The organism is Geminicoccus sp. (assembly GCF_036263595.1).
In the GTDB taxonomy this organism is placed as follows: Bacteria; Pseudomonadota; Alphaproteobacteria; order Geminicoccales; family Geminicoccaceae; genus Geminicoccus.
Genome location: NZ_DATAGQ010000078.1, coordinates 1 through 25,395 on the forward strand (window position 1 = coordinate 1; position 25,395 = coordinate 25,395).

Genomic DNA, 25,395 nt, shown 5'->3' on the forward strand with positions numbered 1-25,395 from the left:
CTTGTAGAGCCCGAAAGCCACCGCCAGACCCAGGATGAACTCCAGGCCGACGGCGCCCAGCACGATCATCACGGTCTTGCCGATCGAGCTCCAGAAGCGCTCGTCGCCGAACAGGGCCGCATAGTTGCCGAAGCCGATGAACGACGGCTCACCGCCACCCAGGTAGTAGTTGAAGAAGCTCAGATAGATCGCGTAGCCGAGCGGGTAGAGCAGGACGAGCGAGATCATCACCCCGCTCGGCACCAGAAAGAGCCAAAGGCCCCGTTGGGTCTGCATTTACGACAGGATCTCCGGCCAAGAACGACGCTGGCTAGGGGTGGCTGACGGTCACTGATAGTAGCCGCGACTCCTGAGTAGTTGTTCCGTCTCCCCGGCTGCCGCATCCAGCGCCGCCTGGACCTCCATCTCGCCGGCCACCGCCTGGAGGATGCGCCGGGAGATGAACTCGCCGACCTCGTAGAACTCGGGCAGTGGCGGGAACGGCTGGGCCGTTTCCAGCGAGGCGAGGATACCCGGATAGTGGCGGAACTTCTTGGCCAACTCCGGATCGCGCAGGACCGACTCCCGCGGCGGCACGGTCAGGGCTGCAGCCTCGCGCATGTTGGCCTCGTTCGAGGACGTCGCGATGATGCGGAATAGGAGATCCGGGTCCTGCTTGCTAAACGCGGAGATTGCGTAGCCGTCGCCAGAGAGCCGGCCATGGCCGCCGGGCGGTGCGGCCCAATCGATCAGGTCCACGACCCGCGACTTGGCCGGATCGTCCATTGACGCGGCACGCGTCGCCCACTGCAGGCCCATCAGGCCCAGGTCCTGCTGGTAGGCCAGCGAGCACTCGTCATTGGCGGCGGTGGCAAAGCCTCGCTGGGCGTAGCTCGTGACCTCCTTCAGGGTCTCGATCGCCTTCACGCCCTTCTCGTTGTTGAAGATCGGCTTCCAGTTCTCGTCGAACCAGCCGTCGCCGATGGCATTCATGTACCAGTGGGCTTCGTTCATGTTCGCGTCGACAGGCTTCATGCAGCTGACCGCGCCGGAACGCATCGGGCTGTTCATCTCGCTCGCGATCGCGACGAACTCCTCGATCGTCTTGGGCACCTGCTTGCCTTCTGCCTCGAGCAGGTCCTTGCGGTAGAACAGCATCATCACGTTGACGTTGTGCGGCAGGACGTAGAGCTTGCCTTCGTAGCGATAGGGGGCCAGTCCACTCTCCGGGAAGTCGGCGAAATTGTACTCCGCCTTGTACTTCTCCCAGAAGTCGTCCAGCGGACGAAGCCAGCCGTTCTTCGCATATTTCTGCACGGTGCTGTCGCTGGCATAGACCAGATCCACCGTGTCTGCCTTGGATGACAGGGCAATGGTGGCCAGCTCGTTCGCCTTGTCGAAGGGCATCAGTTGGGTGTTGACCTCCACCCCCGGCACCGCCGAGCGCATCTTCTCGGCGTACAGCTCCAGCGCCGGATAGCGATGGCTGATCATCTGAACTGGTGCCGCGGCCGATGCACGGCGTCCGGTGACGGAGGCGACGCCCAGGGCGCCAAGCGCGCCCAGCGTACGCCGTCGATCCAGGTTGAGCTTGTTCATGGTCGACCTCGAGCTCCCCGATCACGCGGATGGATACCCACGTGCCCTACGCCTTCTGCCAAGCGTCTTACATACCGACCTGTTGTATGGCAGTTCCGAAGTCAATACCGGGCCTTCCGATCTGATCACTTCCGAGGCTTAGCCCTTGCCAATGCTGCGCCCTTGGCAGGATGCGAGGTCGTGGGACGTCATCTTCGGGGCTGCGTTGAACGTTTCAAGTCACTCGACGACAAGTTTAGATCGTCCTCATGAACACAGGTCACATGCTCAGTGCGCCCCCTGCAGAACGCGGACCATTGCCGGATGGGTGATAATGTATTTAGCCTAGTGATCAGGCGCAGAATGGAGTGGAGAACGAACCCCATGCCGACCAAGGCGACGAAGACGCAGGGCAAGGCAGCTGCTGCCGACGCAGGCAAGAAGCCCAACGCTCTGCAAAAGCCGGTACAGCCGTCGAAGGAACTAGGCTTGCTAGTCGGGAACGAGCCGCTGCCGCGCAGCGATGTGGTCAGCAAAGTCTGGGACTACATCAAGAAGAACCAGTTGCAGAACCCGGAAAACAAGCGGGAGATTCTCGCCGATGACAAGCTGGAAGCGGTCTTCGGCAAGAAGAAGGTGACCATGTTCGAGATGAACAAGCATCTGGCGCGCCATCTCACCTGATACGGCCGCCGGCTCTTTCCCGGCCCGTAGCCGGGAACTCCCTCGATTGATCAAGGCCCTCCGTCATGAACGACGATGGGCAGACATTCCCGCATGAAAAAACCGGCCTTACCGTGGATCGCGGTTGATCCGTCTCCTGGCACGCAGATGGTGAGAACGGGAGGCGCAGATGAGCAGCACGCGCCCGGAATCCGTGGATCGATCCCGGGCGGCTTGAAAGGCTGCCGCGATGTCAGTCCTGCCGCAAAAGCAGCGTCGCGAGCGGCGGAAGGGTGAGAGACACCGAGGCCGGGTGGCCATGCAGTGGAATCTCGTCGCCGGGTACCGCCCCGCTATTGCCCATGTTGCTGCCGCCATAGATGGCCGCATCGGTGTTCAGGATCTCGCGCCACAGGCCCGCCTTCGGAACGCCGATGCGATAGCCTGGCCGCGGCACCGGCGTCATGTTGCTCACCGCGAGAAGCGTCGAGTTGCCGTCCTTCGATTTCCTGAACATGGCGAACACCGAGTTCGCGGCATCGTCCACCACCGCCCAGGCGAACCCGTTCGGGTCGTTGTCCGTCTCGTGGAGAGCAGGCTCGGTGACATAGATGCGGTTCAGGTCCTGCACGAGCCGCTGCATTCCCGCATGTGCCGGCTGGTCCAGCAGGTCCCAGGTGACTGACGCGTCGTGGTTCCATTCGCTCTCCTGGGCGATCTCGCATCCCATGAACAGGAGCTTCTTGCCCGGGTGCGCCCACATATAGCCGTAATAGGCGCGCAGGTTCGCAAAGCGTTGCCACGAATCGCCCGGCATCTTGCGGATCAGCGAGCCTTTCCCGTGCACCACCTCGTCATGCGACAAGGGCAGGATGAAGCGCTCGGAATAGGCGTAGACCATGCCGAACGTGAAGGCGCCGTGGTTGTAGCTGCGATAGACCGGGTCCTGCTCCATGAAGTGGAGCGAGTCGTGCATCCAGCCCATGTTCCACTTGAACGTGAATCCAAGGCCGCCTTCCTCGGCTGGCTTGGTGACGCCAGGAAACGCCGTCGATTCTTCCGCAATCGTGATGGCGCCCTGGCAGCGATGCGTCACGATGCTGTTCAGGTGCTTGAAGAACTCGATGGCTTCCAGGTTCTCCCGCCCGCCATACTTGTTCGGGATCCACTCGCCTGCCTTGCGGCTGTAGTCGCGGTACAGCATGGAGGCGACCGCATCGACCCGGAGCGCGTCGATGTGGAAGCGCTCCAGCCAGTCTAGCGCGCTGGCGATCAGGAAACCCTTCACCTCGGTGCGGCCGAGATTGTAGATCAGGGTATTCCAGTCCTGGTGGAAGCCTTCGCGTGGATCCTGGTGCTCGTAGAGCGCCGTGCCGTCGAACTGCGCCAGCCCGAACACGTCGGTCGGGAAATGCGCCGGCACCCAGTCCAGGATCACGCCGATCCCGGCCTCGTGGCAGCGGTCGACGAATCCCGCGAAGTCCTCGGGCGTGCCGTACCGTCCTGTCGGCGCGAACAGGCCGAGCGGCTGGTAGCCCCATGACCCCCCGAACGGGTGCTCCATGATCGGCAGCAGCTCGATATGGGTAAAGCCCATCTCGGCCACATAAGGGATCATGCGGCCGGCCAGCTCGCTCCAGTCGAGGCTGCGGTTGCCGTCGGCCGTGTCGCGCATCCACGACCCCGCATGCACTTCATAGACGGAGATGGGTGCCGTTTCCGACTGGCGCGCCGCACGGGAGGACATCCAGGCTTGGTCGGTCCAGGGGAACGGCTCGGAGCGCGCGACGATGGAGGCGCTTCCGGGGGCTGCTTCGCTGGCACGGGCCACCGGGTCGGCCTTCTGTGGCAGCATTTGCCCGTGCGGGCCGAGCAACTCGTACTTGTACCGCACGCCCGGGCCGAGGCGCGGGATGAACAGCTCCCAGATGCCCGACATGCCGCGCAGGCGCATCGGGTGACGGCGGCCGTCCCAACTGTTGAAGTCTCCGACCACCGACACCCGCCTGGCGTTCGGAGCCCACACCGCAAACCGTACGCCAGGCACGCCACGGATGGTCATTGCCTGTGCGCCGAGCACGTGGCTCAGCTCGTAATGGGTCCCCTGCCCGATCAGATGCAGGTCGAGATCGCCCAGCAACAGGCCGAAGCTGTAGGGATCCTCGGTTTCCTGGACGGCATCGGGCCAGAAGATCCGGAGCTTGTAGGCGGGATACTGCTCCAGCGACTCGGCGAAGAGACCTGCCGGATGCACGCATTCCATCGAGGCGATCCGCTCGCCGGTCTCCCGTGCCAGCAGGTCGACCCCGGTCGCTCCTGGCATAAACACGCGGACGATGCTTCCCTGGCCGTTGGGATGCTGGCCGAGGATGGCGAACGGATCCCCATGCCGGCCATCGACGAGAGCCTCGATGGCGGCTTGATCGACGCCCGCCATGCGGCCGTCCTGTCCAGGCATCATTCAGCTCCTCCTTCGTGCTTACCGATCAGGCGCTCGACGACCCTGGACAGTCCGTGGAGCGGGATGGCCAGCCACTTCGGCCGGTTCGAAGCTTCGTACTGGATCTCGTAGGCCGCCTTCTCGAGCAGGAAGAGATCGAGCAGCAGGGCGCGCGCCTCGCCCGACAGGCCCAACTGCGGTGCCGCTCCGATCGCCTCGTCATAATCCCGCAGGAAGGCCGCCTGCGCACCGACCCGGAACTGTTCGAGCAGCGTCGTGCGGATGTCGCGCAACTGCTGGGATGCCACGTCGTCCTCGGGCGGAAGGGCCGAGACGGCGGCATAGTCGAGGGAACGCAGCAGCCCGGCCACGTCGCGCAGCGGGCTCGTCTTCGCACGCCGCTCGTCCAAGGCCCGCACCGGCTCGCCCTCGAAGTCGATGATGTACGCGTCGCCCTGGGCGACCAGCACCTGTCCCAGGTGGAAGTCGCCATGGATGCGCGTCATCAGGGTGCCGCGCCCCACCTCGGCCAGCCGGTCGATCGCGCTGACCAGCACGTCGTGCTGCTCGATCAAGCGATCCGCCATCTCCTGGAGCGCAGGATCGAGGTCGCCGCGCACCTTGGCCAGGATATCCAGCGCGGTGGCGAGCTGCTCTGTAGCGCGGACCTTCCAGGCCTGAATCTCGTCGGCTCCGGCCTCGACGGGCTTGAAGTCGGGTTCGTCCGTGGGCGTGGCAAGCACGGCGTGCAGCTCGCCGAGCCGCTTGCCGACAACGCCGGCGAAGTTCTCCAGCGTCGTGAAGATGTCCTCTTCCGGCGTGCGATCTTCCTCGACCAGCGCGTGCTCGTCGATCGTGCGCTTCAGGTTGTCGAGCATCCAGCCCCAGGCATCGCCCTGGTTGCGGATGGCGCCCTGTACGATGGCGAGCGTGTGCGGCGTGCCGTCCTGGGAGACGTGCACGACCTGGCCCAGCAGCGGTGCTGCATTCGCATAGGCCAGATTGGTCAGGTACTGGGTCATCTCCGCTTCCGGGTGGATCCCGCCGAAGACGCGTCGCACGAGCTTGATCATGGCGAGGTCGCCGAAGATCAGTGAGCTGTTCGACTGCTCCGCGGAGAGCCAGCGGATGGAGGCGTCGGGCGCAACTTCCTTGCAGTCCAGCTGCGGCGTGCCGATGAACTGGATCTCGCCGGCTGGCGTGGCGGCGGTCACACGCTCGCACAGTGCCTGGAGCACGGCATGTGCCCAGCGATCGATGGCGAAGGCGTCGGTCAGGAAGCCGACACGGCGGCCACGGCGAACGCGGGCCAGCGCCAGCTGCTGCGGGAGTGCTGGCAGCGTCGGCTCGTCCCAGGCGATCCCGATCGGCAGGAAGTAGGATTCGGTCCGATCGCCGACCGAGGCTTCGATCTCCGCCATCAGCACGTCCTCGGCGAACGGCATCGGCACCGACCAGGCGACCCGCGTACGATGCAGCGTCTCGTTCTTCGACGCGAACCAGCGGCGGATCGGGAGATATGTCGGCAGGATGTCGTTGGCGATCACGCCCGCGTTGCGCTGCTCAGCGAGCTCGTCAAGCCGGCTGCGCAGCACGATGGTGGTGAAGTCGGGAAGCTGCTCCGGCGGCGAATTGCGCCAGGCGGGGCTGTCCACTTCCGACATCAGCTGGAACCAATAGAAGCCGTAGGGCGGCAACGTCAGCAGATAGGTCAGCTGTCCGATCGGCGGGAACGCCGAGGGTCCCGTCATCTCGATCGGCACGCGTCCGGCCAGCGCGGACAGGTCGAGTTCGACCGCCTGGGGTACCCGCGACAGGTTGGCCACGCACAGGATGACCTCGTTCTCGTACTCGCGCAGATAGGCCAGGACCTTGCGGTTGGAAGGGTAGAGAAGCCGGAAGGTGCCGCGGCCGAATGCCTGGTGGCTGCGGCGGAGCGTCAGCATCCGGCGCATCCAGTTCAGCAGCGAGTGCTGGTCGCGGCTCTGCGCCTCCACGTTCACGGTCTCGAAGCCGTAGAGCGGGTCCATGATCGGCGGCAAGACCAGGCCGGCTGGGTCGGCGCGCGAGAAGCCGCCGTTGCGGTCGGGCGACCACTGCATCGGCGTGCGCACGCCGTCACGGTCGCCCAGGTAGATGTTGTCGCCCATGCCGAGTTCGTCGCCGTAATAGACGACGGGCGTGCCGGGCATGGAGAGGAGAAGGGCGTTCATCAGCTCGATGCGACGCCGGTCCCGCTGCATCAGCGGTGCGAGGCGCCGGCGAATGCCCAGGTTGATGCGAGCCCGCCGGTCGGCGGCATAGGTGTTCCAGAGATAGTCCCGCTCCTCGTCGGTCACCATTTCGAGGGTCAGCTCATCATGGTTCCGCAGGAAGATCGCCCACTGGCAGTTGCCGGGGATTTCCGGAGTCTGGCGAAGGATGTCGGTGATCGGGAACCGATCCTCCTTGGCGATCGCCATGTACATGCGCGGCATCAGCGGGAAGTGGAATGCCATGTGGCATTCGTCGCCTTCTCCAAAATATTGCTGGGTGTCTTCGGGCCACTGGTTGGCTTCTGCCAGCAGCAGCCGGTCGGGATAGGCCTCGTCCAGGGCCGCGCGGATCTTCTTCAGGACCGCGTGCGTCTCAGGGAGGTTCTCGTTGATCGTGCCTTCACGCTCGACCAGGTAGGGGATGGCGTCCAGCCGCAGGCCGTCGATGCCCATGTCCAGCCAGAAGCGCATGACTCGCAGCACTTCCTCCAGGACGAGCGGATTGTCGAAATTCAGGTCGGGCTGGTGCGAGTAGAAGCGGTGCCAGAAATAGGCGCCCGCCACCGGATCCCAGGTCCAGTTGGACTTCTCGGTGTCGATGAAGATGATGCGGGTTTCCGGGTACTTCTGGTCGGTGTCCGACCAGACATAGAAGTCGCGCTCGGGCGAGCCGGGCGGGGCCTGGCGCGCCCGCTGGAACCACGGGTTCTGGTCCGAGGTGTGGTTGATCACGAGCTCGGTGATGACCCGCAGGCCGCGGGCGTGCGCCTCCTGCACGAACGCCTTGAACTCTTCCAGCGTCCCGTAATCCGGGCTCACATCCTCGTAACCGGAGATGTCGTAGCCGTCGTCGCGACGTGGAGACGGATAGAAGGGCAGCAGCCAGATCGTGTTGACGCCGAGCGAGGCGATATAGTCCAGCTTCGTCAGCAGCCCTGCGAAGTCACCGATTCCATCGTTGTTGGAATCAAAGAAGGACTTCACATGCAACTGATAGATGATCGAGTCCTTGTACCAGAGCGGGTCGGTACGCATGGACGCGTCGCGCTGGCTTGGGGAAAGGTCTTCCTCCTCGGCGGACGCGCCACGACGCTCGACGACCAGTTCGTTCTTCTCAAGCATTCTTCTTAGCCCTTTGCGGCGACGCGCCAGATCGAGAAGGGAATCTCGCCCGGGTCACAGCGGATCCGCTGGTACTTGCCAGTCCAGGTCAGGCGCCGGTTGCGCATGAGGTCATCGACAACCAGGGAACCATGGTCCGGGATCCCGAACTTCCAGAGCGGAATCTCGACGTCGGCCTCCTGGGCAAGCTGCGGATCGACGCTGACGGCGATGAGGAGGACATTCTCCCGGCCGGGCGTCGCCTTCTCGAAGAACAGGATGTTGTCGTTCCAGGCATTCAGGAACGTGATTCCGAGATGCGAGTGCAGAGCCGGATTGCTGCGCCGGATGCGGTTAAGGCTGGAGATCTCGGCGATGATGTTGCCGGGGCGGTTCCAGTCCCAGGCACGGATCTCGTACTTCTCGCTGTCCGCATACTCCTTCTTCTTCGCGTCCGGCCGGCCCTCGCAGATCTCGAAGCCGTTATACATCCCCCAGAGCCCTGACATCGTCGTCGCCAGTGCCGCCCGGATCAGATAGGCCGAGCGCGGCGCGTCCTGGAGGAAGTCCGGGTTGATGTCCGGCGTGTTCACGAAGAAGTGCGGCCGGAAGAAGTCCTTCGGCTCGGTCTGCGCCAGCTCCGTCAGGTACTCCGTCAGCTCGGCCTTCGTGTTGCGCCAGGTGAAGTAGGTGTAGGACTGGGAGAAGCCGATCTTGGCCAGCCGGTACATCACCTTCGGCCGAGTGAATGCCTCGGCCAGGAACACGACGTCCGGATGGTCACGCCGGACATCCGCGATCAGCCACTCCCAGAACGGGAACGGCTTGGTGTGCGGGTTGTCGATCCGGAACAGCTTCACGCCATGGCCGACCCAGAGCAGGATCACGTCGCGAAGTTCCACCCACAGCGACGGCACCGCACCCTTGGCGTAGAAGTCGACGTTGACGATGTCCTCGTACTTTTTGGGAGGGTTCTCGGCGTAGCGGATCGTGCCGTCCGGCCGCCAGTCGAACCAGTCCGGATGCTCCTTCAGCCAGGGATGGTCCGGCGAGGCCTGGATCGCGATGTCCAGGGCGATCTCCAGCCCGTGCCCGGCCGCGGCTTCGACCAGCCGGTGGAAATCGTCGAATGTGCCGAGTTCCGGATGGATTGCGTCATGGCCGCCTTCCTCCGCGCCGATCGCATAGGGGCTGCCCGGATCGTCGGGCCCTGCCGTCAGGCTGTTGTTCTTCCCCTTGCGGTGGGTCCGGCCGATCGGGTGGATCGGCGGCAGGTAGAGCACGTCGAAGCCCATGTCGCGAATGGCCGGAAGCCGTCGAATGACATCGTCGAACGTGCCGTGTCGGTTCGGATCGTTGCTCTGGGAGCGCGGGAACAGCTCGTACCAGCTCCCGAACTCGGCCGCAGAGCGCTCGGCGTCCAGCGGGATCGCGTGGGAGCGCAGCCGGAACGGTCGCCGATCGGCCGCCGTCATGACGGCGGATGTCTCTGGCGACATGAGGATCTGAACCCGGGTGTCATAGTCCGCATGGACCAGCCGCTGGGCGATCGGCCTGACCCGGTCCGCGACCGCGCCTTCCGTCTCGCGCGAGGCCGCTTCGACGATGAGGCGGCCCTCCTCCAGCTCCAGCGTCACGTCGAGGCCGGCCGCGACCTTCTTGTCCAGCTCGTAGCGGAAGATGGCGAACGGATCGCGCCAAGCCTCGATGGCGAATTCATGGCGCCCGAGCCGTTCCAGGGGAAACGCCGCCATCCAGCGATCGTTGGTCAGCAGGGTCATGCGGGTTTCGCGCCAGGCCTGCTCATCTACCGGGCGCCAGACCAGGACGGCGGCAATGGGATCATGCCCATCATTGAAGATGTCGGCTTCCACATGGACGACCTGCCCCACCGTCCGCTTCACGGGGAACGCCCCATCGTCCACGGCCGGCTGGATCTTCTCGATGATCATCCGCGGTGCCGTGACCGCCTCCTCGATCGGCGGCACCCGGACCACGCCAGTGATCGCCTGGTGCGGGCGGCCTTCCAGGATCCGCACCTCGCCCGGACCCAGCCGCACCGTGCTGACGGGAGACAGTTCCTGCCCGCCGTCGAGGTCGCGGAACGGGACGAATCGCGAGCCGGCCTCGGAGATGATGAAGGAACCCGTGGCCTCGGCAGGGCGGCGGAGGTCGGCATTGACCAGAATCAGCCGCGCCGCCTTGGCCTGCCGCGCATCTTCGGCATCGATCCGCAGCATGACCGTGACGGTCGAGGTGTTCCCTGTGACGACATGGACCGGCAGGCGCGCGAAACGGCCGGCGTCCTGGGCAAGGAACTCATTGGCCGCCCGCACCGGGCCGCTCAGGTCGAGCCCACCCCTCTCCTGTAGGCCAGCCAAGCCCTTGCCGTCGCCGCGCGTCGGGTCGAGCCGGTCCCGGCAGCCATACTCGAAGCCCATCGGGACCAGCAGACCGTCGCCGAACGCGGCAGCAAGCCAGAGGGTGCGGATCGCGTGGCGCTTGAGCACCTCGTCGATCTCGACCTCGTGGGTCAGGCGCTTGTCGAAAGGCACCTCCGGAAAGGCGATCTCGTAGCCGATCGTCCGCTGCAGCTCCCGTTCCTCGGGCAGCCAGCCGCTCTGCAAGTCCCACCAGCAGACGGATGAGAACACGCCGTCGAATCCGACGGAACGGACGGCTTGGCGTGCCTCCGCTCTCGTTCCCGGCGTCCATGCGAGGAAGCGGGTGCCCGGGCTTCCTTCCCTCACCCTGGCCACCAGATGGCTCAGGGCTGTCGGCGGCACCCGCTCCCAATGCAGGCAGCGGAAGCCGGCGATGCCTGCGGCAGCGAGGGAGCCCAGCCGCTCGGCGAGCATCGAGATGTAGGGGTGATCTGCCGGGCTGGCCGGGTCGTAGGAGATGATCACGGCATCGCGATCGGCCGGGTCGCGGCGAGGGTCGAGCGCGCCGCGATGGGCGGGAGTGAGCCCGAGTTCCATGGCGAACGTGCTGTCCGCAGCCACCCGGTCGACGACGATGTCGAGCATCAGCGCGAGGCCGTGCGCGCGCGCCATCTCGACCAGCCGCGCCAGGCCGCTGGCCGCGTCGTCATGCCCCAGCGCCGGATGAAGTCGCCCCATGTCGTGGGGCAGGAAGAGGCTTTCACCGTGGCCGGGTGCGAATGGGGGGGCGGTCAGGACCGTGTCGAAGCCCAATCCTGCCGCATGCTCGAAGATGGTGTCCCAGGCATCGAGCGGCCCGACCAGCAGCGGATGCACGTAGTAGATCCGTGGCGCCGCATGACCGATGTCCTGGACCTGGAGCTCCTGCGGACGCGTGAGGAGGTCTTCTGCAGATGGCACGATATGGTCCCGTCGCTGTTCGGCCTGATCGGTCGGTGGCGGTCTTGCGACCGGCGGCAGTCGAGAAGCGATCACCTGGCCGGCATGGTTCCCTGAGAAAAAACACTGCGCGTCCGTCTTTGTTCCAGGTGCGCCCGTGTCCATGCGCTCGATCATGGCGAGGATCCGGACGGGCAGCCAGAACGTCGTCGCCAGCCAGGTCAGGTCCTTGCCGGTCGGCATGGCACTCGGGCGGGAGCCGGCGGCCGAATCTGCGCGAGAACCTCCCTTCTCGCCCTCGGACCATCGACCTCGCCACAAACACGAAGAGGCCGCAGTTACCTGCGGCCTCCCCTGTTTACCAATCAGCGTTGGGCTGATCAGAAGTCCATGTCGCCCATGCCGCCGCCGGGGCCACCGGCAGGCATCGGAGCGTCCTTCTTGGGCTTCTCGGCAATCATCGCCTCGGTGGTGATGAGCAGGCCGGCGACCGAGGCCGCATCCTGCAGTGCATGACGCACCACCTTCACCGGGTCGATGATGCCCTTCTTCACGAGGTCACCGTACTCGTGGGTCTGGGCGTCGAAGCCGAAGTTGGCGTCGCTGCTCTCGGAGATCTTGCCGATCACGATCGAGCCGTCGACACCGGCGTTCTCGGCGATCTGGCGGGCCGGAGCCTGCAGCGCCTTGCGCACGATCTCGACACCGACCTTCTGGTCGCTGTTGGCGGTCGTGATGTTGTCGAGGGCCTTGATCGCATAGAGGAGAGCCGTGCCGCCACCGGCGACCACACCCTCTTCGACCGCGGCGCGGGTCGCGTTCATCGCATCGTCGACGCGATCCTTGCGCTCCTTCACCTCGACCTCGGTCGCACCGCCGACGCGGATGACGGCCACGCCGCCAGCCAGCTTCGCGAGACGCTCCTGGAGCTTCTCACGATCGTAGTCGGAGGTGGTCTCCTCGATCTGCGCCTTGATCTGGGCAATGCGGCCCTGGATCTCGGTCTTGTCGCCGGCGCCGTCGACGATCGTGGTGTCTTCCTTGTTGATCACCACGCGCTTGGCCTTGCCAAGCATGTCGAGGTTCACGTTCTCGAGCTTGATGCCCAGGTCCTCGGACACGACCTGGCCGGAGGTCAGGATCGCGATGTCCTCGAGCATGGCCTTGCGACGGTCACCGAAGCCCGGCGCCTTGACGGCGGCGATCTTCAGGCCACCACGCAGCTTGTTCACGACCAGGGTCGCGAGCGCCTCGCCCTCGACGTCCTCGGCGATGATCAGCAGCGGACGGCCGCTCTGCACGACGGCTTCCAGGACCGGGAGCAGCGGCTGCAGGGTCGACAGCTTCTTCTCGTGGATGAGGATGTAGGGCTCCTCGAGGGTGGCCCGCATCTTCTCGCTGTCGGTGATGAAGTACGGCGAGAGGTAGCCGCGGTCGAACTGCATGCCCTCGACGACGTCAAGCTCGGTGTCGAGGCTCTTGGCCTCCTCGACCGTGATCACGCCCTCGTTGCCGACCTTCTGCATGGCCTCGGCCAGCATCTTGCCGATCTCAAGGTCACCGTTGGCCGAGATGGTGCCGACCTGGGCGATCTCTTCGCTGGTCGTCACCTTCTTGGAGCGGGACTTCAGGTCGGTCACGACGGCCTCGACGGCCAGGTCGATGCCGCGCTTGAGGTCCATCGGGTTCATGCCGGCGGCGACCGACTTGGCACCCTCGCGGACGATGGCGGCGGCCAGGACCGTGGCGGTCGTGGTGCCGTCACCGGCCATGTCGTTGGTCTTCGAGGCCACTTCGCGCACCATCTGGGCGCCCATGTTCTCGAACTTGTCGGAGAGCTCGATCTCCTTCGCGACCGTCACACCGTCCTTGGTGATGCGGGGCGCGCCGAAGCTCTTCTCGATCACGACGTTGCGGCCCTTGGGACCGAGCGTGACCTTCACGGCGTTGGCGAGGATCTCGACACCGCGCAGCATCTTGTTCCGTGCGTCGGTGGAGAACTTTACGTCTTTGGCTGCCATGGTCTTTTACCCGTAATTGTTGTTGGGATCACGAAGAAGAGGCTCAGGCGGCCTTCTTCAGCTCGCCACCGGCATCGTCGAGGATGCCCATGATGTCGCTTTCCTTCATGATCAGCAGGTCGTCGCCGTCGATCTTGACCTCGGTGCCGGACCACTTGCCGAACAGCACCTTGTCACCGACCTTCACGTCGAGCGGATTGATCTTGCCGCTCTCGTCGCGCGCACCCGGGCCGACCGCCACGATCTCGCCCTGCTGGGGCTTCTCCTTGGCGGTGTCGGGGATGATGATCCCGCCCTTGCTCTTCTCTTCACCTTCGAGGCGACGGACGACGACACGGTCGTGCAGGGGACGAAAGGCCATGCCAACGTTCTCCATTCTAGAGCTGAACCAGCTTGTCAGCACTCTCGGGCAGTGAGTGCTAACGGTCGGCAGTCAGGTAGAGAAACTGCGTGCAGGATGCAAGGGGGTTGCATGCAAAATTGGCAGCACTCAGGCCGGGTTGCTGCTAACTATCTGATTCGGAAAGATAAATCAGCATTGGTGGCTTGACGTCAAGCTTGACGACGGCAGAGTGGCAAGGGTCGTGCCGGCGGCGGTCGCCGGCCTCCATGCCAGGACCCACGGACCATGCCCGGCAAAGAGACTTCGCCCCTCGAGTTGCAGCTGAGGGGCTACCGCGTCGCCACCGCCGAGATCCTCTACCGCCTGCCTGATCACCCAAGCCTTCTACAGACGTTCATTTGGCAGCATTATGACATCGCGCCGCGCTATCCCGAGCTGCGCAAGTTCCTGACCTTCTGGGAAAAGAACATTGAAGGCCCGCTGGTCGGCGTGCGGGTGGGGCGCAGCGAGCTGATCAAGCCACAGGCCTGGCGCAATGGACTGGAGTTCCAGGTCCACTGACTAAAACGACCCAGGAGTCGGGCAGCCTGCCCGTCCGCTCGCTGGCCATGCACCTGAAGTCGGAGTGACGTTCACCCGATCTTCACTGGCCGGCGCCATGATCGCGGCACCTGGTCACGTCGCCTTGGCGGCACGATGGTGGGATGATCTCGCCGTCCGGCTGCCTTTGTCGGCATGCCCCCTCCCGAAGGCACGATGACCGCGCCATCTTCGACGACATGGTCGCTCGCCTGGTCCGGCAGCGGCGACATGCTGTTTCGCTATGTCGCTGCCGGTGGCTTGCTTCTGGCGGCGGCGCCGGTCCTGGGCGCCGTGCTGCCGGGGGCGCCGCCGGTCCTCGACCTCGCCGCCCACTTCCTGGTCCCGTCACTGCTGCTGTCGGCACTGCTCTCGGTCACCGGCCTCCTGGTCCGGCAGGCCCGCATCACGGCGGCGGCCTCGATCCTGCTCGCCATGGGCGCCTTCGTGCTGCTGCCGCATGCCTTGCCTGCCGGCCGGCAAGGCGGCTGGGGTGATGCGGTGGCGGTCATGCCAGACCGGGTGCCGGCGCTGAAGGTCTATTTCCACAATATCTGGTCGAACAACCGGCGGAGCGAGGACCTCGTCGCCGCTTCGGTCGCGAGCGGTGCCGACGTCGTGGTGATGGCCGAAACGACGTCATGGCGAAAGCGCTTCTTCGGGCCGCTCGCCAGTGAATACCCGCACGGTATCGCCTGCACAGCCCGGGACGAATGCGACCTGACCCTGTTCTCCCGGTTGCCCCTGGCCGACCGCATGGTCTTCCACGACCGGATCAGCGGTGCCCGCGGGATCGCGGCGACCTTGGGCGATGTCTCGACGGGGCAGGTCAGGATCGTCGGGGTGCATCTCGGACGACCGATACCGCCGGATGGCCAGAGCCGGCAATTCCTCCAGGTCCAGGCCTTGTTGCGCTCCGACCTGTTCCGCCCGGACCTGCCGACCCTTCTCGTCGGGGATTTCAATGCAGTGCCGTGGGGGCAGGTGGTGCAGAGCCTGGCGCGTGGTCTACGCCTGCAGCCGGCCGGCGGGATCGAGGGCAGCTGGCCGGACTTCCTGCCCATGCCCCTGCGCATCCGCATCGACCAGGCCCTGCTCTCGCCTGGGATTGCGGTGACCAGCCAGTCGCTGGGGCCCGCCCACGGGTCCGACCATCGGTCCCTGTCCATCTCGATCGGCCCGTCGCACTGATGGAAGTTCCTGCTACGATCACCGGTGCAACAAGATGAAGTAGTACGCACTGTAGTATGCCCGCACCTCTTTGCAGGGGCTCTGGTTCCTGTTAGCAGGCTGACGCTCGCCGTTCGCTGGCCCAGTGTCTTCGTCGACGATCAAGCAATCCGACCTCATGGATGTCGGCGGTGCCAAGGTCGCGGGCAGCCGATTGAACGATACGCCTCACAACGGAAGACCTGTCGATGTCCAATAGCCCCGCTGGGCCTGAAGCGGTCGTCCCTCCCGGACGTGCCTTGAGCGGAACCATCGGCAACGACAGCCTGCCCGGAGGTGTCGGCAATGACTATATCCGCGGGCTGGCCGGGGCGGACGTGCTTCAAGGTGGCGGTGGTGACGACACCATCGTCGGCGACGAGGGCAATGACCTGCTCATCGGGGGAGTGGGCGACGACTTCATCAGCGGCGGCGCCGGGGACGACCGGTTCTACGGCGAAGCCGGCCGCGACGTATACGATGGCGGCGAAGGCAGGGACTTTCTCGACTATTCCCGCGAGCGCGCTGCGGTCCAGGTGAACCTCGGCGCCAACGCGGCGGTGGACGGTTCGGGCGGAACCGACAGTGTCAGCAATGTCGAGGTGGTGATCGGCTCGGCGTTCAACGATTCGCTCCTGGGTTCCGCCCGGGACGAAGTGCTGGTCATCAACAGGGGCGGCAATGATCTGGCTGATGGCGGCGGCGGCAACGATACGCTGAACCTGTTCACGACCGTCGATCTCTTCATCGACCTGGGCGCACAGACCTACGAATTCGGCATCTACAACGGGACGGTCCGCAACTTCGAGCACGTCATCGCCGGTAGCGGCTCGGACGATGTGTGGGGGTCGGCCGCCGCCGAGTTCGTCAACGCCAATGGCGGGGACGATTTCGTGCAGACAGGCGCCGGGAACGACCGCGCCGATGGCGCAGCCGGCAACGACGTCCTGTTTGGGGAAGACGGCAGCGACACGCTGGTGGGAGGTCCCGGCAGTGACGAGATCCAGGGCGGTACCGGCGACGATACGCTGATCGGGCAGATCGACGACGACTGGCTGTACGGGGGCGACGGCGCCGACCGCATGTTCGGCGGGCTCGGCAACGACACCCTGTTCGGCGACGGCGGCAACGACCGCCTGGTCGGCGAGGACGGCAACGATCAGCTCTACGGTGGCGACGGCAGCGACGTGCTGACCGGCGGAGCCGGGGCGGACGAGTTCATCCGCTACACCGATGGCGGCGTCGACATCATCACCGACTTTGGGATCGGCGCCGACCATCTGTTCGTGCTGGCCGAGACCGTGTCGAGCTTTTCCGCATTCAAGGCGCTGGCCCGCCAAGCTGGAGCCGACGTCCAGGTCACGTTCGGCAGCGGCCAGTCGATCCTGTTCCAGAACCTGGGCCTGAACGAGTTGACCACCGCCAACGTGACGGTCGGCTGACACAGGTCGACCGGCCGACGCCATCGGAACCGGTGCGCCCTGCGGGTCCAATGGCGTTCTTCGGCCTGTGCGTCTGGACTGCGGGCCGCGTCTCCGGGCGCCCGATCAGCCTTGGGGCTTGAACACGGTGGCGGCGGGCGTCATGACCATCGCGGTATCGAAGCCCTGAGGAAGAAGCCCGATGGCCGCCGTTCGTCCGCGCCGCTCCGTGCTCTACATGCCCGGCAGCAATGCCCGCGCGCTGGAGAAAGCCAAGACCCTGGCCGCCGATGCGCTGATCCTCGACCTGGAGGACAGCGTGGCACCCGACGCCAAGGATGCGGCGCGCGCCCTGGTTGCCCAGAGCGTCGCTGCCGGCGGCTATGGTCATCGAGAGCTGATCGTTCGGGTGAACGGGCTCGACACGCCCTGGGGCCATGCGGATCTGGTCGACGCAGCAACCATGGGGGCCGACGGCGTCCTTCTGCCGAAGGTCTCCGACGTCGAGTTGGTCCGCCGCGCGGTGGACATCCTGGATGGTGCCGGTGGTGCTCCCGACCTGCCGATCTGGTGCATGATGGAGACCGCCCGCGCGATGTTTCGGGCGGACCAGATCGCGGATCATCCCAGGGTCGACTGCCTGGTGATGGGCACCTCGGACCTAGCCAAGGAACTGCACGCTGCGCATACGCCCCTGCGCCTGCCGATGATCACGTCGCTGGGGTTGTGCCTGCTTGCCGCGCGTGCCGCCGGCGTTTCAATCCTGGACGGCGTCAGCCTCGACCTGCAGGACGAGGATGGGTTTAGGGATGCTTGTATCCAAGGTGCAGAGTTGGGCTTCGACGGGAAGACCGTGATCCACCCCAAGCAGCTTGAGGCCGCCAACGCCGCCTTCGCGCCCTCGCCGGAAGCCGTCGACCGCGCGCACAAGATGATCGCGGCATTCGAAGAGGCTCGCGCCGCCGGCAAGGGCGTGGTCGTGGTCGACGGCAAGCTCGTCGAGAACCTTCATGTCGCCGAGGCCAAGCGGCTGGTGGCGCTGGCTGACGCGATCGCGTCGGCCGCCGGCTAGCGCCGCCGTTGGGGGAGCCGGGCTCAGCCGGGCAGCACCGCCTCGCAGATCGCACGAAGGTGGCGATGGTCGGTGCCGCAGCAGCCACCCATCACGCAGAGGCGGCGGAGCTGGTCGCGCATCCGGCGGTAGTCCTGGGCGAGGGCCTTGGGATCGCCGATGTCGAGCTCGGTGGCCTCGTCCAGCTCGGCGTGGCTGCGCGCCGACGCGTTGGCACGGATCCCGCCGATCCGGTCGAGCCACTGGCCGCCATCCTCAAGCACGTGCCGGAAGTGGCTGGGATGGGCGCAGTTGATCATGTAGTAGACGGGAGAGCCGCCCGTGGCGTCGTCGACCGTGGCGACCGCGTCCCTCAGCTGCTGCCCCGACGGCAGGCGTCCATCGGTTTCCACGGTGAACGACAGGACCAGCGGCAGGTCGACATCCGCGGCTGCCCTGGCGATGCCGAGCGCCTCCTCCGCATAGTTCAAGGTGACCGCGCTCACCATGTCCGCCTCCGTCTCGGCGAAGGTCGCGATCTGGGCATGGTGGTAGCTGCGCGCGTCCTCCGCGGTCATGCGGCTGTCGGGCCGGTAGCCGTCCCCGCGCGGGCCGACAATCCCACTGATCACCAGCGGTGCCGGATGGTCCGCCTCGTCGCGGATCGCTTCCAGCAGGGCCACTGCCCGGCGGTTCACGCTCGCCAGGGCCGTGGGGCCGTAGCCCAGCAGCTTCGCCCAGTCTGCATTGGCGCGCCAGGTCGGCGTATCCAGAATGAAGCCGAGCCCACGTTCCCGTGCGATCTCCAGGTAGGGGCGGTAGTAGCTGCGCAGCCTTTCCTGTCCCTGCTCGTCCACGACCAGGGGAAATGAGGCGAACATCGGCAGTGGGACGTTCTCCAGGAAGACGAGGGTCGTCTCCAGTCCCCCATCGGTCAGGAACAGGCCTTCCCGCATCTGCGGCAGATCATGGCGAAACCGCGGCATCGTCGTCCTCCCATCGGTCCAGTCGACGCAACCTTTAGCTGCGGCTGGTCATCTGGCTGTGTCGGACATCACAGCCGGTTCCGACGCTCCTTCAGCCGCCTCCGCCAAGATCTGCATGCGCCCGCGCCAGCGCGGCCAGCAGACTTTCGACCTGCCCCTTGTCCAGGTCGCGCACGATGAACACGAGCCGGGTGTCGCGGTCGTCCGAAGGCCATCGGTCCAGCGTGACCGGCGGGTGCATCACGTGCTGGACGGCGTGGAACACAAGCGGCCGGTCCGGCTCCTCGGCGATGTGGACGATGCCTTTGACCCGCAGCAGATCGGCGCCGCGCTGCGCCGTCAGAAGGTCCAGGAAGAGCGAGAAGGCCGCCGCCGGAATGGGCTCGGCCATCCGGATCGCGAAGGCGCGGATGTGCTCGTCGTGCCGGTTGACGTTGTGCGGGTCCTGTCCTGCACCGGCATCATGGCGGTGCGCATGATCGTGCGCATGCCCATGGTGGTGATCATGATCTCCATGCTGGTGACCATGATGATGGCCATGCGGGCCGCCATACGCCTCTTCCGCCAGCCAGCGCTGCACGTCCACGGACTTGGTACGCGCATCATAGAGACCGGCATCCAGGAGTTGGCCAGGATCGATCCGGCCATGCTCCACCGGGAAGATCGGCGCCGCCGGGTTCAGGCGCCGCAGCCGTTCCGCCAGCGCATCCGTCGCCGCCTTGCTGGCGAGGTCGGCCTTGGTAAGCACGATCCGGTCGGCGACCGCAGCCTGCTTCACCGCCTCCTCGTGCCGGTCCAGCGTGTCGGCGCCGTTCACCGCATCGACAAGCGTGATCACGCCTTCGAGCCGGAAGAAGTGGTCGATCGCGGCATCCTGCATCAGGGTCTGCAGGATCGGGGCGGGATCAGCCAGGCCGGTCGTCTCGATCACGACCCGCTTGAACGGCCGGACCCGGCCATCCTTCATCCGGCCGTACAGGTCGTGCATCGTCCTCACCAGGTCGCCGCGCACGGTGCAGCACAGGCAGCCCGACGACAGCGTCACGATCCCTTCCTCGCCACCCGTCTCGACCAGATCGTGGTCCAGCCCGATTTCGCCGAACTCGTTGATGATGACCGCCGTGTTGGCCATATCTGGCGAGGCGAGCATTCGCGACAGCAGGGTCGTCTTGCCGGCGCCGAGAAAGCCCGTCAGCACCGTCACCGGCAGCTTCTGCTCCGGCCCCGGGATGTCCACTTGCATCTGGCCCTACCCATGTTGCCCGCGCGGCAGGATGATCTTTGCCCCAGCCGCGCAGCTTCACGACCACCCGGAGCCCGTCCCGTCAATGGCCGGCGCGCCGTCTCGGCCGGGATCCGGCGGCGGAATGGCCGGGAGCCACGTTGACACCGATGCGGCGCATCCTAGGTTGCGCAGGCAACGGACCATTGCAATGAACCATTAATGTCTTTGCGCGATAACGGGCACGCGCGGACATCGGAGGATGCAGTCTTGCAGCCAAGCCGGCCCATTTCGCCGCATCTACAGATCTACCGCTGGTATGCCAGCATGATCATGTCGATCATGAATCGCGCCACTGGCCTCGCCTTGACGGTGGCGGTCATCGGCTTGGCCGTCTGGCTGTTGTGCCTGGCGTCCGGCCCGCGCGCGTTCGCGGCTGTCCAGTCGTTCCTGGGTAGCTGGTTCGGTATTCTCGTCCTGTTCGGTTTCACGATCGTCTGGGCCTACCATATGTTGAACGGGATCCGGCACCTGGCCTGGGACGCAGGCTACGGCTTCCATCCCAAAGAGTTTCGGCGAACCGGCATCGCCGTGTTGATCGGTACGGCCGCCACCACCGTGCTGGTGTGGCTCGCCGTGCTGATCGTCGCCTGAGGAGGCCGGCTGATGGCATCATCGTTTCGTACGCCGCTCGCCCGGGCCCGTGGCCTCGGTTCAGCCAAGGCGGGCGTCAGCCACTGGAAGCTCCAGCGGATCACGTCGGTTTCCGAGCTCATCCTGGAGATCTGGTTCGTCGTCCAGCTCGTAAGAATGGTGGGATCGAGCTACGACGAATGGGTCAACTGGTTCACCTCGCCGATCAATGCGAGCGTGATGGCCGTGTGGATGGTCTCGCTGTTCTACCATACCAAGCTCGGGGTGCAGGTAGTCATCGAGGACTATGTGCATGGCCGCGCGATGAAGATCGCCGCACTCCTGGCCCTGAATCTCGTGGCGGTCGGCCTGGCTGGCGCCTCGCTGGTCTCCATCATCACTATTTCCCTGCGGGGCTGAGCCCATGAGCACTCCTGCCTACCCGATTACCGAGCATACCTACGACGCCGTGGTCGTCGGCGCTGGTGGTGCCGGCCTGCGCGCGGCGGTGGGCATGGTGGAGGCAGGCCTGAAGGTCGCCTGCGTCACCAAGGTCTACCCGACCCGTTCCCACACCGTGGCGGCCCAGGGCGGCATCAACGCCGCGCTCGGCAACATGAACCAGGACGACTGGCGCTACCACATGTACGACACCGTCAAGGGGTCGGACTGGCTGGGTGACCAGGACGCGATCGAGTACATGACCAAGAACGCACCGGCGTCGGTCATCGAACTCGAGCATTACGGCGTGCCGTTCTCGCGCACGCCGGAAGGCAAGATCTATCAGCGCGCCTTTGGCGGGCAGTCGGTCGAGTTCGGCAAGTCGCAGGCCTACCGCACCTGTGCTGCAGCCGACCGGACCGGCCACGTCATCCTGCACACGCTCTACCAGCAGGCGCTCAAGAACAAGGTCCAGTTCTTCAGCGAGTTCTTCGCGCTCGACCTGCTGATGGACGACGAGGGGGCCTGTCGCGGCATCATGGCGATGCGGATCGCCGACGGCACGATCCATCGGTTCCGTAGCCAGCTGACCTGCCTGGCGACTGGCGGCTACGGCCGCGTCTACTTCTCCGCAACCTCGGCCCATACCTGCACCGGCGACGGCAACGCGATGGTGCTCCGGGCCGGCTTGCCGCTCCAGGACCTGGAATTCGTCCAGTTCCATCCCTCCGGGATCTATGGCGCCGGCTGCCTGATCACCGAGGGTGCCCGTGGCGAAGGTGGCTACCTGACCAATGCCGAGGGCGAGCGCTTCATGGAGCGCTATGCACCGTCGGCCAAGGACCTCGCCTCGCGCGACGTGGTCAGCCGGGCCATGACGATCGAGATCAACGAGGGACGCGGCTGTGGTCCGGACAAGGGCTATATCGAGCTGCACCTCGAGCATCTTGATCCGAAGCTGCTGCAGGAGCGCCTGCCGGGCATCTCGGAAACCGCGCGGGTGTTTGCCGGCGTCGACGTGACCAAGCAACCGATCCCCGTGGTGCCGACCTGCCACTACAACATGGGCGGCATTCCGACGAACTGGCAGACCGAGGTGGTGACCCGCAAGGGCGACGACGCGAACCATCCGGTGCCGGGCCTGATGGCGGTGGGCGAGGCCGCTTGCACGTCCGTGCACGGCGCCAACCGGCTGGGCGGCAACTCGCTGATCGACCTCGTGGTGTTCGGTCGTGCCGCCGCCCACCGGGCGGCCGAGCTGATCACGCCGGGGGCGGCACATAAGCCGCTGCCCAAGGACAATGCCGACTTGGCGTTGAGCCGGCTCGACAGGATGCGCCACGCGTCGGGTTCCCAGCCGACCGGCCAGGTTCGCCTGAACATGCAGCGCACGATGCAGCGCCACGCTTCCGTGTTCCGCGACGGTCCGATCCTGGAGGACGGCTGCGCCAAGATCAGCGAGGTGGCGGCCAGCCTTGCCGACATCCGGATCGAGGACCGCTCGATGGTCTGGAACAGCGATCTGGTGGAGGCGCTCGAGCTCGAGAACCTCATGCTGCAGGCCGTGGCCACCATCGAATCGGCGCGCTTCCGCACGGAGAGCCGGGGCGCCCATGCGCGCGAGGACTATCCCGAACGCGACGACGAGAACTGGCTCAAGCACAGCATCGTCTGGATGGACGGGCAGTATCGCGCCACGATCGGCGACCGGCCAGTGCATCTCAACACGCTCAGCAACGAGGTGGAGCCCGTGAAGCTTGCCAAGCGCGTGTATTGAGGGCGCGGGCACGCCTGCCGGCTGGCTGCGGTCGATGACCCGCTGCCAAGGCCGCATGCACCATCATGCTTTTCTGTCGCATCGTGCTGCGGAGTCGCGGGCGCAGCACGTCGATCCATGCCGCGGTTTCTCGGGCACCGCGTCCTGCGGGTGAGCCGGGACAGGAACTCCAATGGCCGAATTCAATCTTCCGAAGAACTCCCGCCCGGTCGAGGGCAAGACGTTCAAGGCAGCGCCGGACGCCAAGAACATCAAGGAGTTCCGCATCTATCGCTATGATCCGGAATGGGGCACGAATCCCCGGATCGATACGTTCCAGCTGGACCGTGCGGACTGCGGCCCGATGGTCCTGGACGCGCTCATCAAGATCAAGGGCGAGATCGACGGCACGCTGACCTTCCGCCGGTCATGCCGCGAGGGCATCTGCGGCTCCTGCTCAATGAACATCGACGGCGAGAACACGCTGGCCTGCCAGAAGGCCATCGACGACTGCAAGGGCGCAGTAAAGATCTACCCGCTTCCACACATGGAGGTGGTCAAGGATCTGGTCGTCGACTTCACCCACTTCTGGGCGCAGTACGAATCGATCCAGCCCTGGATCAAGACCGAGAGCCCGGAGCCGGCGCGCGAGCGGACCCAGTCGGTCGAGGAGCGCGAGAAGCTCGACGGCCTCTACGACTGCATCCTGTGCGCCTGCTGCACCAGCTCCTGCCCGTCCTACTGGTGGAACGGCGAGAAATATCTGGGTCCGGCCGTGCTGCTCCAGGCCCACCGCTGGATCGCCGACAGCCGTGACGAAGCGACCGGCGAGCGCCTGGACGATCTGGAAGATCCGTTCAAGCTCTATCGCTGCCACACCATCATGAACTGTGCCAACACCTGCCCGAAGGGGCTGAACCCGGCCAAGGCGATCAGCGAGATCAAGAAACTAATGGTTGAAAGAACCCTGTGACCGTTCACGGACAATCTTCTTGTTCGCTCGCTGAAATCGAATAAGATCGGATCATACGAAGAGGCAAAAGCCCACACACGCAGGTCCGAGTTGAAAGGGAGGTGCAAGCCTCCCTTTTGTTTTTTGATTTTTTGGCGGGCCTGCAACAGGCGCAGAGTGTCTGCTGTCGCATCTTCCGCCAGCCCCGCCTCTTTCAGTTTTGCATGTGTGCACCCTGCGCAGGATGCCTCGTTCGGCTTGAACGTGATCGACAATCGCAGGTTACAGGCGACGGTCCTGCCAGGCTGGGGCAAGTTCCCGTGCATGGCGTTGTGCTGGATCTCGCAATAGCTGTCTCCCGCACTTGAACGACGTCTTCCCGTCTGTTGTCAGGTCCGCCATCACTGCTTGAACCTGGCTGCATGAACCGGCTCCCTCTGGGCATCCAGCCGCCCGTAACACGTCGCTTTTGCTCGAACGGACGCTATCCTGGCGGATCGAGCGATCACATCTGCATGTCGCAGTTACAGAAGGCCACATTAACCACGCGAGCGCAGCCTTCCTGCCTTCTGTCGGATGCGGGGTTGGATCAATGGCGGTCCCGCCCCCCGCTCTGTATGCATGATGAGCTTTTCCCTTCGCATGGGCTTCAGTACGCCTGTGGCAAGTTCGGCTTCTCGCGGTCAGCGTCTTGCAGAGCTTGGCCGGGACGTCCGGCCTGAGACAGGATCTTTCCCAGCCGGAACGGCAGACGGCCCACCCTCGGCCCCGGTAACCTGCTGCACGCCTTGATCAAAGGTTCGTCACGAGCAGAGCGCCTAAGGCTACTGGCCAGGCTAGATGTCTGGATGCCCAGGATCGGGCGATTCCTCGTGGCCTGCTGCGAGGTCCAGGGCGATCAGCGGTCACAGCCGCTGGCCTCGACCTCCCATGGTCAACCGTACGCTCCGGGGTCAGGGTGGTGATGCTCGATTCTGAAGCCTGCCACGTCAGCCTTGCCCTCTTCACAGATGACCCAGAATGGCGCCCGCCATCGCAGCACCTGAGGACCGGAAAGGCGGACGACCTGGATGCCTGACGCGGTTCTCCGACCTGCCCGGCACAGGCCATGCCGGCGCCGTCTACCGGCGGCGTCCATCCAGCAAGTGGTTCACTCGCGTCTCGGAGACCGATTGATGGTAAGCATCAGGCAGTGACTACCTCGTGCAGGAGCGCAGCGGCATTGGCTGTGGTGGCGGGAACAAGCCCGGCTGATGGCCGAGACCATGAACAGCCTGCCCCGGCACCGAGCTGGTTCCGGGACATTGTTGGGATCAGGCGCGTTGGGCGATCGGAACATATGCTTGGCGCTTTGATGGTCTTGAGCGTGTGCGCCAGGCGGGAGGAACGGGCTGATGCTGTCCATCCATCCCAACGCCCGCACCACCCCGGCTGTGCGGGCC

General features: G+C 65.2%; 18 protein-coding genes. 9 read left to right on the plus strand and 9 right to left on the minus strand.

Annotated elements, in window-relative coordinates; translation table 11 throughout:
* Together VHL31_RS06905 and VHL31_RS06910 are read right to left on the minus strand one after the other, a co-directional pair.
* A partial coding sequence (locus VHL31_RS06905; protein WP_414653656.1) for a carbohydrate ABC transporter permease occupies positions 1-276 on the minus strand: 276 nt, incomplete at its 3' end.
* Positions 277-327: 51 nt separating this feature from the next.
* Complete coding sequence (locus tag VHL31_RS06910; protein ID WP_329660472.1) at positions 328-1,578, minus strand: extracellular solute-binding protein; 1,251 nt, start codon at positions 1,576-1,578, stop codon at positions 328-330.
* 342 nt (positions 1,579-1,920) lie between these two features.
* On the opposite strand from VHL31_RS06910, the gene VHL31_RS06915 reads away from it, so the two are divergent.
* Positions 1,921-2,241: an SWIB/MDM2 domain-containing protein gene (locus tag VHL31_RS06915; protein ID WP_414653657.1), complete on the plus strand. Its 321-nt coding sequence runs from the start codon at positions 1,921-1,923 to the stop codon at positions 2,239-2,241.
* A 232-nt stretch (positions 2,242-2,473) separates the two neighbouring features.
* On the opposite strand, the gene glgB is transcribed toward VHL31_RS06915, so the two are convergent.
* The 5 genes from glgB to groES all read right to left on the minus strand — a co-directional run bounded on the left by glgB (position 2,474) and on the right by groES (position 13,721).
* Complete coding sequence (gene glgB, locus VHL31_RS06920) at positions 2,474-4,681, minus strand: 1,4-alpha-glucan branching protein GlgB (protein ID WP_329660474.1); 2,208 nt, start codon at positions 4,679-4,681, stop codon at positions 2,474-2,476.
* Positions 4,678-7,950, minus strand: coding sequence for a maltose alpha-D-glucosyltransferase (gene treS, locus VHL31_RS06925; RefSeq protein ID WP_349262380.1), 3,273 nt, complete (start codon positions 7,948-7,950; stop codon positions 4,678-4,680). The genes glgB and treS overlap by 4 nt, the downstream gene beginning before the upstream one ends.
* Before the next feature lie 92 nt (positions 7,951-8,042).
* A complete protein-coding gene (locus tag VHL31_RS06930; protein WP_329660476.1) occupies positions 8,043-11,582 on the minus strand; it encodes a maltotransferase domain-containing protein in 3,540 nt (1,179 codons plus the stop codon).
* Between the two features lie 137 nt (positions 11,583-11,719).
* Entirely contained in the window at positions 11,720-13,360 is a 1,641-nt protein-coding gene (groL, locus tag VHL31_RS06935; RefSeq protein ID WP_329660477.1) for a chaperonin GroEL, read from the minus strand.
* Positions 13,361-13,403: 43 nt separating this feature from the next.
* The gene (gene groES / locus VHL31_RS06940; protein ID WP_329660478.1) at positions 13,404-13,721 is read right to left on the minus strand and encodes a co-chaperone GroES; all 318 of its coding nucleotides are present in this window, start codon (positions 13,719-13,721) and stop codon (positions 13,404-13,406) included.
* 267 nt (positions 13,722-13,988) lie between these two features.
* Between groES and VHL31_RS06945 the strand changes: the two genes are divergently transcribed.
* The 4 genes from VHL31_RS06945 to VHL31_RS06960 all read left to right on the plus strand — a co-directional run bounded on the left by VHL31_RS06945 (position 13,989) and on the right by VHL31_RS06960 (position 17,984).
* Complete coding sequence (locus VHL31_RS06945) at positions 13,989-14,264, plus strand: aspartate-semialdehyde dehydrogenase (RefSeq protein WP_329660479.1); 276 nt, start codon at positions 13,989-13,991, stop codon at positions 14,262-14,264.
* Between the two features lie 195 nt (positions 14,265-14,459).
* Positions 14,460-15,473, plus strand: coding sequence for an endonuclease/exonuclease/phosphatase family protein (locus tag VHL31_RS06950; protein ID WP_329660480.1), 1,014 nt, complete (start codon positions 14,460-14,462; stop codon positions 15,471-15,473).
* 278 nt (positions 15,474-15,751) lie between these two features.
* Entirely contained in the window at positions 15,752-16,933 is a 1,182-nt protein-coding gene (locus VHL31_RS06955; protein WP_329660481.1) for a calcium-binding protein, read from the plus strand.
* Positions 16,934-17,114: 181 nt separating this feature from the next.
* Positions 17,115-17,984, plus strand: coding sequence for a CoA ester lyase (locus tag VHL31_RS06960; RefSeq protein ID WP_329660482.1), 870 nt, complete (start codon positions 17,115-17,117; stop codon positions 17,982-17,984).
* 23 nt (positions 17,985-18,007) lie between these two features.
* On the opposite strand, the gene VHL31_RS06965 is transcribed toward VHL31_RS06960, so the two are convergent.
* Positions 18,008-18,949 (minus strand): homocysteine S-methyltransferase family protein, encoded by a 942-nt coding sequence (locus tag VHL31_RS06965; protein ID WP_329660483.1) that lies wholly within the window; start codon positions 18,947-18,949, stop codon positions 18,008-18,010.
* Positions 18,950-19,040: 91 nt separating this feature from the next.
* Positions 19,041-20,192 (minus strand): GTP-binding protein, encoded by a 1,152-nt coding sequence (locus VHL31_RS06970; RefSeq protein ID WP_329660484.1) that lies wholly within the window; start codon positions 20,190-20,192, stop codon positions 19,041-19,043.
* A gap of 249 nt (positions 20,193-20,441) precedes the next feature.
* On the opposite strand from VHL31_RS06970, the gene sdhC reads away from it, so the two are divergent.
* The 4 genes from sdhC (at position 20,442) to VHL31_RS06990 (ending at position 23,974) form a co-directional block, all read left to right on the plus strand.
* Positions 20,442-20,825 (plus strand): succinate dehydrogenase, cytochrome b556 subunit, encoded by a 384-nt coding sequence (gene sdhC / locus VHL31_RS06975; protein ID WP_329660485.1) that lies wholly within the window; start codon positions 20,442-20,444, stop codon positions 20,823-20,825.
* A 12-nt stretch (positions 20,826-20,837) separates the two neighbouring features.
* Complete coding sequence (gene sdhD / locus VHL31_RS06980; protein WP_329660486.1) at positions 20,838-21,224, plus strand: succinate dehydrogenase, hydrophobic membrane anchor protein; 387 nt, start codon at positions 20,838-20,840, stop codon at positions 21,222-21,224.
* Positions 21,225-21,228: 4 nt separating this feature from the next.
* Positions 21,229-23,022, plus strand: coding sequence for a succinate dehydrogenase flavoprotein subunit (gene sdhA, locus VHL31_RS06985; RefSeq protein WP_329660487.1), 1,794 nt, complete (start codon positions 21,229-21,231; stop codon positions 23,020-23,022).
* A 172-nt stretch (positions 23,023-23,194) separates the two neighbouring features.
* On the plus strand, positions 23,195-23,974 hold the full coding sequence (locus VHL31_RS06990) for a succinate dehydrogenase iron-sulfur subunit (RefSeq protein ID WP_329660488.1): 780 nt from the start codon (positions 23,195-23,197) through the stop codon (positions 23,972-23,974).
* Positions 23,975-25,395: the final 1,421 nt, after the last annotated feature.

Coding starts and splice junctions, on each gene's coding strand:
- VHL31_RS06910 (WP_329660472.1), bottom strand. CDS start 1,578: ATGAACAAGCTCAACCTGGATCGACGGCGTACGCTGGGCGCGCTTGGC.
- VHL31_RS06915 (WP_414653657.1), top strand. CDS start 1,921: ATGGAGTGGAGAACGAACCCCATGCCGACCAAGGCGACGAAGACGCAG.
- glgB (WP_329660474.1), bottom strand. CDS start 4,681: ATGATGCCTGGACAGGACGGCCGCATGGCGGGCGTCGATCAAGCCGCC.
- treS (WP_349262380.1), bottom strand. CDS start 7,950: ATGCGTACCGACCCGCTCTGGTACAAGGACTCGATCATCTATCAGTTG.
- VHL31_RS06930 (WP_329660476.1), bottom strand. CDS start 11,582: ATGCCGACCGGCAAGGACCTGACCTGGCTGGCGACGACGTTCTGGCTG.
- groL (WP_329660477.1), bottom strand. CDS start 13,360: ATGGCAGCCAAAGACGTAAAGTTCTCCACCGACGCACGGAACAAGATG.
- groES (WP_329660478.1), bottom strand. CDS start 13,721: ATGGCCTTTCGTCCCCTGCACGACCGTGTCGTCGTCCGTCGCCTCGAA.
- VHL31_RS06945 (WP_329660479.1), top strand. CDS start 13,989: ATGCCCGGCAAAGAGACTTCGCCCCTCGAGTTGCAGCTGAGGGGCTAC.
- VHL31_RS06950 (WP_329660480.1), top strand. CDS start 14,460: ATGACCGCGCCATCTTCGACGACATGGTCGCTCGCCTGGTCCGGCAGC.
- VHL31_RS06960 (WP_329660482.1), top strand. CDS start 17,115: ATGGCCGCCGTTCGTCCGCGCCGCTCCGTGCTCTACATGCCCGGCAGC.
- VHL31_RS06965 (WP_329660483.1), bottom strand. CDS start 18,949: ATGCCGCGGTTTCGCCATGATCTGCCGCAGATGCGGGAAGGCCTGTTC.
- VHL31_RS06970 (WP_329660484.1), bottom strand. CDS start 20,192: ATGCAAGTGGACATCCCGGGGCCGGAGCAGAAGCTGCCGGTGACGGTG.
- sdhD (WP_329660486.1), top strand. CDS start 20,838: ATGGCATCATCGTTTCGTACGCCGCTCGCCCGGGCCCGTGGCCTCGGT.
- sdhA (WP_329660487.1), top strand. CDS start 21,229: ATGAGCACTCCTGCCTACCCGATTACCGAGCATACCTACGACGCCGTG.
- VHL31_RS06990 (WP_329660488.1), top strand. CDS start 23,195: ATGGCCGAATTCAATCTTCCGAAGAACTCCCGCCCGGTCGAGGGCAAG.